Annotated in this window: 8 protein-coding genes and 1 pseudogene; 7 read left to right on the top strand and 2 right to left on the bottom strand. The window is 72.3% G+C overall.

The annotated features are described in order from the left end of the window. Positions 1-76: 76 nt before the first annotated feature. The 4 genes and pseudogenes from fdxA to Aco03nite_RS38690 form a co-directional block, all read left to right on the top strand. Positions 77-352, top strand: a pseudogene (fdxA, locus tag Aco03nite_RS38700) (ferredoxin); the annotation flags it as partial. Positions 353-366: 14 nt separating this feature from the next. Beyond that, positions 367-501 carry a hypothetical protein gene (locus Aco03nite_RS54335; protein WP_275415945.1) on the top strand — a complete coding sequence of 45 codons (135 nt, stop codon included), beginning with the start codon at positions 367-369 and terminating at the stop codon, positions 499-501. A 5-nt stretch (positions 502-506) separates the two neighbouring features. Continuing rightward, positions 507-2015, top strand: a complete 1509-nt coding sequence (locus Aco03nite_RS38695; RefSeq protein ID WP_203805446.1) for a hypothetical protein — start codon at positions 507-509, stop codon at positions 2013-2015. A gap of 60 nt (positions 2016-2075) precedes the next feature. Further along, positions 2076-2714, top strand: a complete 639-nt coding sequence (locus Aco03nite_RS38690) for a hypothetical protein (protein ID WP_203805444.1) — start codon at positions 2076-2078, stop codon at positions 2712-2714. Here the strand turns inward: Aco03nite_RS38690 and Aco03nite_RS38685 are convergent. Further along, positions 2686-3609 carry a carbohydrate kinase family protein gene (locus tag Aco03nite_RS38685; RefSeq protein ID WP_203805442.1) on the bottom strand — a complete coding sequence of 308 codons (924 nt, stop codon included), beginning with the start codon at positions 3607-3609 and terminating at the stop codon, positions 2686-2688. The genes Aco03nite_RS38690 and Aco03nite_RS38685 overlap by 29 nt on opposite strands. A gap of 126 nt (positions 3610-3735) precedes the next feature. Here Aco03nite_RS38685 and aroQ point away from each other — a divergent pair, with 126 nt between their 5' ends. Next, on the top strand, positions 3736-4287 hold the full coding sequence (aroQ, locus tag Aco03nite_RS38680; protein WP_203805440.1) for a gamma subclass chorismate mutase AroQ: 552 nt from the start codon (positions 3736-3738) through the stop codon (positions 4285-4287). A 22-nt stretch (positions 4288-4309) separates the two neighbouring features. On the opposite strand, the gene Aco03nite_RS38675 is transcribed toward aroQ, so the two are convergent. Further along, positions 4310-7828: a S8 family serine peptidase gene (locus Aco03nite_RS38675; RefSeq protein ID WP_203805438.1), complete on the bottom strand. Its 3519-nt coding sequence runs from the start codon at positions 7826-7828 to the stop codon at positions 4310-4312. A 147-nt stretch (positions 7829-7975) separates the two neighbouring features. Here Aco03nite_RS38675 and Aco03nite_RS38670 point away from each other — a divergent pair, with 147 nt between their 5' ends. Further along, entirely contained in the window at positions 7976-9763 is a 1788-nt protein-coding gene (locus Aco03nite_RS38670) for an ATP-binding protein (RefSeq protein WP_203805436.1), read from the top strand. Then, positions 9694-10113: a hypothetical protein gene (locus Aco03nite_RS38665; RefSeq protein ID WP_203805434.1), complete on the top strand. Its 420-nt coding sequence runs from the start codon at positions 9694-9696 to the stop codon at positions 10111-10113. The genes Aco03nite_RS38670 and Aco03nite_RS38665 overlap by 70 nt, the downstream gene beginning before the upstream one ends.

Below are 10113 nucleotides of genomic sequence, written 5' to 3'. Positions count from 1 at the left end.
CGCCGGAGCCAGACGAACAAGAGCCACCAAAACACACTAAAACCCACGACCGCTTAACAAAAGGCCCAGCTGTGCCAAACCCTGTGTGGACGAGTGCCCGGTGGACTGCATTTACGAGGGTGAGCGGATGCTCTACGTCCACCCCGACGAGTGTGTGGACTGCGGGGCGTGTGAACCGGCCTGCCCGGTGGAGGCGATCCTCTTCGAGGACGACGTACCGGCCACCTTCCGCGACTACATCGAGGCGAACTCGGCCTTCTTCGACGACCTCGGCTCGCCGGGCTCGGCCGCACGAACCGGCCCACTCGCCACCGACCATCGCCTGGTCGCGGCCCTGCCACCACAGGGATAGTTAAGATCCGCGGCATGAAAGCAGCCGGGCACCAGATCATCGACCGGTTCGTCCCGGGGGAGACTCCGCCGGCCTCCGACGCCGACCGGGTCGCGTGGGCCGGTGCGCTTCTCGACGCCGGGGATCCGGGGCCGCCGTCGACCTGCTGATCACCGTGTTGCGCAGTGACCGGTCGGTGCCCCTGTCCACGTTGCCGGTGGTGCGGCGGCTGCGCGGCGAGCACGGCCGGGCGCTGCTGGACGCGGTGGTCGAGGACGGGCGGATCAACGCCCGGTCCGCCGAGGCCTTTCCGTTGCCGGGGGTGGTCGCCCGGTTCGCGGCCGGGTCGGACGAGGCCGAGGAGACGCTGCTGCGGACGGTGCTCACGGTCTGGGAGCACGAGGAGCGGCGGAACACCCCGCATCATCGGGCCTGGGCGTTCCGGATCAGTGGTGTCCTGGCCGTGCTGGCCGAGACGCATCGTGGCGAGCCGGAGCGGCTGGACCGGTGGGCGGAGATCCTCGGCGTGACCGGCCGGGTGCGGCTGGCCGCGGCTGCCGCCCTGCTGGCCCCGCTCGGGCTGGCTGAGATCGATCGGCGGTGTGGTGCGCTGGACGAGCCGGGCGAGCGGTACGACGCGGCGCCCCTGGCCGGTGCCCTGGTGGAGGCGGGCCGGCTCGCCGAGGCCCTGGAACTGGCGGCCCGGCTGCAGCCACGGGCCCGGCAGCTGGCCCTGGTCGCGGTGGCCGGGCTGGTGACCGACGAGCGTGACGCCCGGGCGGTGGTGGCCGCGTTCCGGGCCTGCCCGAAAGCGAGCCGGGAACGGGACCAGCAGATGATCCACCGGCATCGGTTCGCCCGGGTGCTGCTCACGTTCGGCCGGGTCGACGACGCACTGAGCGAACTGGCCAGGATGCGGGACTGCCGGGTCGGCGGCTTCGGCCCTGCCGTACTGGTGACCGAGATCCTGCGCCGGCTGGCCGATCGGCCCGAGCTGGCGACCGGGGATCGTCTGCGGGCACTGCTCGACGTGATGATGAGCTCGCACGTCATCCACCAGGAGCGGATCGCGCACGTCGCCGACCTGCTCCACCGGGCGTTTGTGTTCGCCGATCCAGACCTGCGCACGGAGATCATCGACATCCGGGTGCCGCTGCTGCGGGAGACGTTGCGCAGCGATCGGGCCCATGCCGACGCGGGCCTGGCGGCCGGTCTGCTCGCCACCGGCCGGACCGGTGCGGCGATGGACGTCCTGCACGGCATCCCGGCCCGGCGGTGCAGCTTGACGGCGGCGTTGCTCGAAGTCGCCGCGGACGCCGGCCCCGACGTGTTCGCCGAGGTCTTCGCCATCACGGCGGCCCGGTCGGTGTCGTGGCCACCGGACAGCACAGCCCTGGCCGTCCGGCTTGGTCCGGTGAACCGGGCGGCGGCCGCGCGGCTGCTCGACCGGTTCGTTCCGGAGAACGCCGCCCGCTGGGCCGACTGGCTGGCCGCGGCGGCGGCCGGGACCGGCGACTTCAGCACCCTGCACATCCTGATGAAGAACGCTGATCAGGAACGGACGGCACTGATGATCGGCCGGCGTCTCGCAGCGGCGCTGGCCCGGCACGGGGATCCGGCCGGGGCCCGGGCGCTGGCCGAGGCCTGCGGTTTGGCCAGCGCCTCAGGGCGTACCGCACCCTGACCTTGGTTTCCGGGGTTCACCGCATGGAAAGTCGGCTGTCGGCGTCGGCAGCATCGAGCCATGGTGAAACGGTGGCGGCAGTTGGCGGTCTGGTTGCATGTGCTCACGTCGGTGGGCTGGATGGCGCAGGCGATGGCGCTGTGTGTGCTGCTCGCGACCGGGCTGGCCGCCGGTCCCGGAACCGAACAGGACGCGGCCACCTCGATGGCCCTCGTCCTGGACGGGCGGCTGCTCGCGCCGATGGCCGACGCGTCGGCGTTCACCGGGATCATGCTGGCCGCGGCCACCCCGTGGGGCTTCTTCCGGCACTGGTGGGTGCTGATCAAATTCGTCATCACCATGGTCCAGCTCAACGTCGGGATCTTCCTGCTGTCGCCGGCCCTGAACCACGCGGCCGCGGCCGGGCCCACCCCGTGGCAGGTCGCCGGTGGGGCGCTGATGGCGAGCGCGATCGCGTTCCAGGGGTGGCTCTCGATCGCCAAACCCTTCGGCCGGGTACGCCCTCAGCAGCGCACCGCCCCGGCCGTCGGCCCGCGCTGGATCTTCGTCGCCACGGTCCTCGGTGGGCTGGCCGACCTGGTGCTCGCGTTCGTCATCGGTCACCCGCTGCCGCTGCTGTCCCTGGCCCTGATCGGCGCCGGGCTGAGCCGGCGCCGGACCAGGGCATCGCTCAGGCCGACAGCAGCGACTCCAGGGTGAAGTCGCCGTGGTCGGTGCCGAGACCGGCGGCCACCTGGGCGGCCACGGCACAACCCAGCACGGCCGCCTCCTCCGGGCGCTTGCCCAGGCTCAGCGCACGCAGATAACCGGCGGAGAACGCGTCGCCGCAGCCGGTGGTGTCGACGACATCGGTGGGCAGGGCGGGCACGATGAACTCGCCGTCGGCGCTGACCACCACGGCACCGGCCGCCCCGGCGGTGGCGGCGACCGTTCTGACACCACGTTCGCGCAGCTGGCGGCAGCCTTCCAGCAGGCTCGCGGTGCCGGTCCAGCCGGTCACCTGGTCGTCGTTGGGCAGCAGGTGGTCCACGTGCGGCAGGCAGGCCTCGATCCACTCCAGCCAGGACGGCTCACCCGGCACCAGACAGTCGACCGAGGTGACCACGCCGTGTTCGCGGGCGAACGACAGGATCTTCCCGGCGGCCTCGCCACCCAGCAGCTCGGGGGCGCCGAGGTGCAGGTGGGTGGCGGTGCGGATGGCGTCCCACGGCACGTCGTCCAGGGTGTAGGCGCCGTTGGCGCCGATCACGTGCAGGCTGGGGTGCGATCCGTCGGGGCGGACCGGGACGACGCTGGCCGAGGTCTGGGCTTCGGTACGCCGTACCAGCAGATCGGTGTCGATGTTGTGCTCGTTGAGCAGTGCCAGGAGCAGGTCGCCGATCGGGTCGGTGCCGATCGCGCCCGCACTGCGCACGGTGGCGCCGAGTTTCGCCAGCACGAGGGCGGTCCCACCGGCCGGCCCGGCGGCGGTCATCCTGATCCGGTCGACGACGACCCCGGCCTGCCCGTCGGGGATCGCCTCGACCGGCGTCACCAGGGTGTCCAGGATGTGCGCCCCCAGCGCGATCACCGACATGCCCTCGGAAGTGGTCATGAATTCCGCTCCTGTCCCGGTCCACCCGGCCCCGTCGCCGGTGTGTCCACACTGTACGATCCGCGCCGGCCGTCTCGGGGTGTCGATCCGCGGTGAGTTCGGGTGAGTGGCCATATCATGCGTTTTGTGGCTATTCGCGAACTTCTGGTGGTCGGGCTGATTGCCGTGAGCGTGCCGAGCGGTGGTGGGCTCGGGTCGTTGGTCGGGCTTTCCGCTGAGCGTCTGCTGCTCGCCGACCGGGTTGCCGCTGCCAAGTTCGGCACGTCGAACCCGATTGATGATCCGGTACGGGAGAAGCAGGTCCTCGATCGGGCCGCGGCACTGGCAACCGCCGCGGGGCTGGACACCGCTGGGACCGTGGCCTTCTTCCGGGCTCAGATCGAGATGAGCAAGGTCGTCCAGCGCGGCCTGTTCGAGAAGTGGACCGCCCGCCCGGAGCAGGCGCCCACAAAACGTCCCGACCTCGCCACCGAGGTTCGCCCGGCGCTCGACCGGATCACCGGGCAGTTCATCACCCAGCTGGCCGCCACCCGGGAGCTGCGCGGGCCGACCGCCGGTTGTGCGGTGGCGCGACGGTTCGCGGTGGTGGCCGCGGACCGCCGCTATCACCTCGACGACCTGCACGATCGGGCCCTGCGCGGAGCCGTCGAACCGATATGTGCCGGGCCGCGGCAGTGATCGCCACGGCCCGGCACATCGATCACTTCAAGCCGAAGGCCCGGGTGATCGTCTGCTCGACACGGTTGCCGTGTTTGTCCTTCGCACTGGTCCGGAGCGTGACGTGCTGCGCGCTCCACGGGGCCCGCAGGTCCGCCGTCCAGGCGCCGCCGGATTTGCGCAGCCGCTGCGCCGACCAGGTGACACCCTCGTCGTAGGACACGTCCAGCGTCACCGACGTGATCGACGCGCTGCCCGGTGCTCCGGGCAGGTGCGACGGGGTGACGGTGATCGGCGTCGACCGGGCGGCCAGGTGGGCGATGTCGGTGTCCACCGCGTAGTCGAGCTGGATCAACGGCAGCCGCGTGGTCCGCACGTCCGAGACGAAGTCCCAGGCGGTGCTGGTCCGGACCGACGAGGATCCACTGCGGACCGTGGTGGTGACCAGCCGGTACGGCAGCCGCGCCGGGTTCAGGCCGGAGTTGCGGTCGATCCAGTTGTACTCGTTCTTCTCGAGGACCTTGCCGCCCTGGGTGAGCGTCGCCGTCATCTCGCCGCCGTCCGGGAACGCCACCCCGGCGTGGTTCGCGCCGGAGTCACCCCAGCCGGGGATCTCGGCGACGATCCGGTCGCCGTCGCGGTGCGGGAGGGTGACCGCGTCGTTGATCCGTGGACGCTGGATCGCGCCGAGCCACTTCTCCGTCGTACGGCTGCCGGGCTGGTAGGTCCTGCTTCCGCCGAGCTGGAACGAGTAGAGGTCGTCCATGTCGGTGGACCAGGTGACGCCGGGCTGCGCGGTGACCCAGTCGGTGCGGAACCGGCCGGAGAGCATGATCCGGGTGTTACCGGTCTTCACCGGCATGTCCGGGTTCCTGTCGAACCGCTTCTCGGAGATCTCCCGGTCCGAGGTGCTCTGGAAGTCGACGTCGACCCGGGCCAGTTCCCGCTCGGTGGGCCGGTAGGTGACCGATTTCGGTACGCCGTCCGGCCAGTAACGAACCAGGTCGTACAGGTAGTCGGGGCTCGGGTCGGACGTGACGCGCAGGGACACCGGGCCCTTGGCGAGCTGGGTGATCAGGCGTTCGCCGCTGTCCTTGGTCAGCGACACCACCGGGATCTTCGTCCGGTAGGTGGCGTCGACGTAACGGCCCGGCTCGTCGTTGACGACGGTGAGCATCGCGGCACCCGCCTTCTCGGCCGCGGCCACCTGATCGTCGAGGTCGCCGCGGCGTACGACGGCAATCCTGTCCTTGGTGTAGGTGTTGAAGACGGCCGGCAGCTGCCTGGTGCCCTCGGCCGGTGCGGTGGATCCGGGGAGCAGGATCAGGTCGTCGTAGGCGTCGCCGAGGGACACCACCGGCTCGGTCTTGCGCCAGCGGGCGGTCACCGACATCCGGCCGTCGCGGGCCTTCTGACCGGGGACGACCCACATGCTGTCGTACCAGCGGGACAGGATGTACGAGTCGGTGGCCGACGAGGTGCCGCCCAGCTCGCGGTGGTAGTCCAGGCGTACCTCCAGGTCGGTCGAGGTCTTCGGGGTGATCGCCTGGAGCTGGCGGGTGGCGGCCGCCGGCAGCGCCACCGACGTGTGCTCCTCGACGACGACGGTCGGCGCGGTGACCAGGGCGACGCCGCGGGAGTTCGGGCCGTGCGCGCCTTCGACGTCGCCGTACATCCAGATCGCATAACGACCCTGCGGTACGAGTACGTCGATCGGCCCGCCGTCCGGGGACAGGAAACTGTAGTAGAGGCCGGCCGGGTCGCCCTCACGGATCAGGTTGATCAGGCCGGGCATCGGCTCGCCGCGCCGGCCGGTGGGGGTGATGGTGAGGTGCCGGGGCTGGTCCTCGGTGCTGAGCCCGACAACCGTGTCGGCCACCGTGCCGCCGGGGCCGGTCGCGACGACCGATCCGGTCCAGGTGCCGCGCTCGGTCAGGCGGGCCAGGTCGGTCGCCACCGTGACGGTCGTGGTGCCACCGGCCGGCACGGTGACCTTCGCCGCGGAGAGCGTGAACAGATCAGAACCGGTCACCGCCAGGTTCAGGTCGACAGCCGTGGCGCCGGTGTTGGTATACGTGATCGGCTGCTCGGCCTTTGTTCCGTCGCCCAGTTCGTGCGCGCCCAGGTAAGCGGTGCCGGTGGCGAACACCGTCGCCTTCGTGGTCGCGGCGATGTCGAGACGGCCACTGCCTGCCTCGTACGCGGTGAAGTCCGGCGTCTGTTTCGCGGTGCTGACCAGGGCGTCCTTGAGCTGCTGCCCGGTCCAGCCCGGGTGCTGCGCGGCCAGCAGCGCGGCAGCCCCGGCCACGTGCGGTGTCGCCATCGACGTGCCGCTCATCGTCCGGTAGTAGCCCTCACCCTCGGTCGAGTACTGCGACCGGGCGGCCAGGATGTCCACACCAGGCGCGGTGATCTCCGGCTTGAGCGCGTTGTCGACCAGGCGCGGGCCCCGGCTGGAGAACTCGGCGAGTTTGTCGTCGCCGTCCACCGCGCCGACGGTCAGCGCGGCGTCGGCGGCGCCCGGCGATCCGACGGTGGACGGGGCCGGTCCGCTGTTGCCGGCCGCGATCACGAACAGGGCACCGGTCTCGGCACTGAGCTCGTCGACGGCCACGCTCATCGGGTCGGTGCCGTCGGTGGGGGAGCCGCCCAGGCTCATGCTGATCACTTTCGCCTTGCGGTCCCGGGCCGCCCACTCCATGCCGCTGATGATCCAGGAGTCCTGGCCGGAGCCGCCGTTGTCGAGAACCTTGCCGATCTCCAGGTCGGCGCCGGGTGCGACACCCCGCTCCGCGCCGTTCGAGGCGGCTCCGGTGCCGGCGATCGTCGACGCCACGTGGGTGCCGTGGCCGTGGCCGTCGGTGACGTCCTCACCGGGGACGAAGCTGACACTCGACTCGATCCGGCCGGCCAGGTCCGGGTGCCCGGCGTCGACACCGGTGTCCAGCACCGCCACGTCGACACCGGTGCCGGTGTTGCCGCCCGCCCACACCGCCGGGGCGCCGATCTGCGCCACGCTGTCGGACAGGGTGGCGTGCACCCGGCCGTCCAGCCACACCCTGCTGATGCCGCTCGACTGCTGCGTGACCGAGGACCAGAATTCCTTCGCGCGGGTACGGTCGGTGCTGATCGCCCGCCCGTTGATGCTCGGCAGCGACCGGACCGCGGTGCTGGCCTTCGGCAGGGCGGCGGTGCTGCCCGAGTAACCGAGGATGACCGGCAGCCGGGTGGTCGCGGAGTCGGCGTACCCCTCCCGTAGCAGGTAGGAGACGTTGAACAGCCGCTTGTCCAGCTTGCCGGAGCCGACGTGCGGCAGGGCGCTGTCGGGGTAGACGTAGGTGTCCGGCCCGATGGTGGTGATGTGCGCGCCGATCTGCTCACCGGCCGGGCCCGCCACCGTGGTGACTCCGGGCCGGACGGTCACCCGGTCGCCGGTGATCAGGGTGATGGTCGTGCTCGATGATGTGGGGGCGGTGCCGGTGGGTGCCTGGGCGTGCGCCGGCGGGGTCACCGCGAACGCGGCCAGCACCACCAGGACGCCGCCGATGGGGAAGATCCTCAACGTAGTACCTCGACTCGATCAGAGGCTTGAAGTGCGGGTGACGCTACAAGCACGGTGATCGATGCGGCAGTTGTCGATCATGGACGTTAACGATCCGGAAATCGAACGCGCCGGTGCCGGAAACCGTTCGCGCTACTGTCCTTTGCGGTGTCCTCACAGCTGACCGCGTTGTTCGCGCTGCCCACGCCCGGCCCCTTCATCGGCCGGCGCCGGCTGCTCGCCGCCGTGCGCGCCGCGCCGTTCGTGCTCCTCACCGGGGAGCCGGGCGTCGGCAAGAGCCGCCTGGCCGCCGAGTCGCTGCGCGACGGCGGGCTGCCGGTGATCGTCGCCCACTGCGACGACCTGCGCGAACCGCAACCGCTCGGGCCGTTGATCGACGGGCTCCGGGTCGCACACGCCACCGGCGCCCTGACCGATCTGCTGCCGTCGGCGCTGCCCGATCCGGACGCCGAACGCGCCCGGCTGCTGCGCGCGGCGGCGGCCCTGCTCGCCTCGCTCGCTCCGGTGGCGCTGGCCATCGAGGACCTGCAGATGGCCGACCCGGCGACCCTGGACCTGATCGACCACCTGGGCGCCCACCCGGTCCCGGGCCTGAAGGTGCTGATCACCGTGCGCAGCAACGAGCTGCCCGCCGGCTGGCACCCGGGCCCGGCGGTGACCCGCCTGCGGGTGCCGCCGCTGACCAGGGCGGAGGTCGGACGGCTCGCCGCGGCCCTGTCCGCGGACACCGGCTCCTCCCTCTACGAACGCACCGCGGGCATCCCGTTCCTGGTCGAGGAGGTGGTGCGGTCCCTGACCGGCGACGGTGACGGGGCCCGGCACGACCGGCGGCACCCGGACACCCTCGCCGTGCCCGCCCTGCTGCGGGACGTCCTGGTGGCCCGCCTGAACCGTCTCGACGAGACCAGCCGGGAGATCCTCGGCGCGGCCGCGGTGCTGGGCCAGGCCGCCGACCCGCGCCCACTGTCCGCGATCCTGCACACCGGCGCCGGTACGATCACCGCCGCCCTGAACCGGGCCCGGGCAGCCGGTTTCCTGCACCAGCGGGACGGGCGGCTGTGGTTCCGGCACACCCTGGCCCGGCAGGTGGTCCACGAACTGCTGCCCCCGGTCACCCGCCGGCTGCTGCACCTGCGTACCGCCCGGTTCCTCGAGGAGCAGCAGCCCCGCCCGTACGCCCGGCTCGCCCACCACTACCGGGCGGCGGACAGCCCCGCCGACCACGTCCGCAATGCCGAGGCCGCAGCCGCCCTGGCCACCGCCCGCGGCGACGACGCGACCGCCGCCCGCTTCCTGCTCGACGCCGTCGCCCACCGTGACCTGCCCCGCCCGGTCCGGGTCCGGCTGGCCGGGAAACTGGCCCGGTCCGCCATCGAGAGCGTGGCGCAGACCTCCGCCATCCCGGTACTGCGTGACCTGATCGCCGACCGCCGCCTGCCACCCGGAGCCCGTGGCGAACTGGGCCTGGCCCTGGGCCGGATGCTGCGCCAGCAGGGCGAGGCCCGGGCCGGTTACCAGGAGATCGAACGGGCCGTGCCCTTCCTGCGTCACCACGGCCGGAGGGCCCGCGCGCTGGCGGTGCTGTCCGCCCCCGACACCGTCGTCGACCGTCACCTGACCGAACACCAGGACCACTGCGCCCGGGCAGCCCGGGCCGCCGCCGACTCCGGCGATCCGTCCGCGGTGCTGGCCGTCGAGATCGCCCGCCTGTCCCTGCTCCTGGAGAGCGGCGCCCCCGGCGCGGCCCGCGCGGTCACCGACGCCGCCGCGGGCCTGGCCGGGCATCCGCGTGAGCGCGCCCGCGCCTGCCTGAACTGGGGGCCCAGGGGGCGCTGCACGTCGGTGACACCGGGCTGGCCGCGGCGATGCTGGACATCGGCCGTCAGCTGGTCGACGACGCCGACTACGAGCGGCTGCGGCCCCTGGTCGAGTTGACCGCGTTCGCCCTGGATCTGGCCACCGGCCGGTGCGACGGCCTGGAACTGCGGCTGCTGCGGTTCCTCGACCGGCCGCACCGGCTGCCGCTGGCCATGCCGGACGCCCAGCTCCACCTGGCCCGGCTGCGTCACCGTCAGGGTGACCTGGACGCCGCCGAACAGGGTCTGCGCGAGGTGATCGCCGAGGCCGCCCGGGTCGGGGCGGCGTGGCCGCTGATCCCGGCCCGGGCCGCCCTCGCCGACCTGCTGCGCAGCCGCGGAGCCCAGATCGAGGCGGCGGCCGAGACCGAGGCCGCCCGGGTTCTGGCCGGGGCCAAGGGTCTGCCCGCCTGGATTCGGCCCGTGTAG

It is taken from the genome of Actinoplanes couchii (genome assembly GCF_016862075.1).
Taxonomy (GTDB): domain Bacteria; phylum Actinomycetota; class Actinomycetes; order Mycobacteriales; family Micromonosporaceae; genus Actinoplanes; species Actinoplanes couchii.
This window is presented reverse-complemented; position numbering and strand designations above follow the sequence as displayed.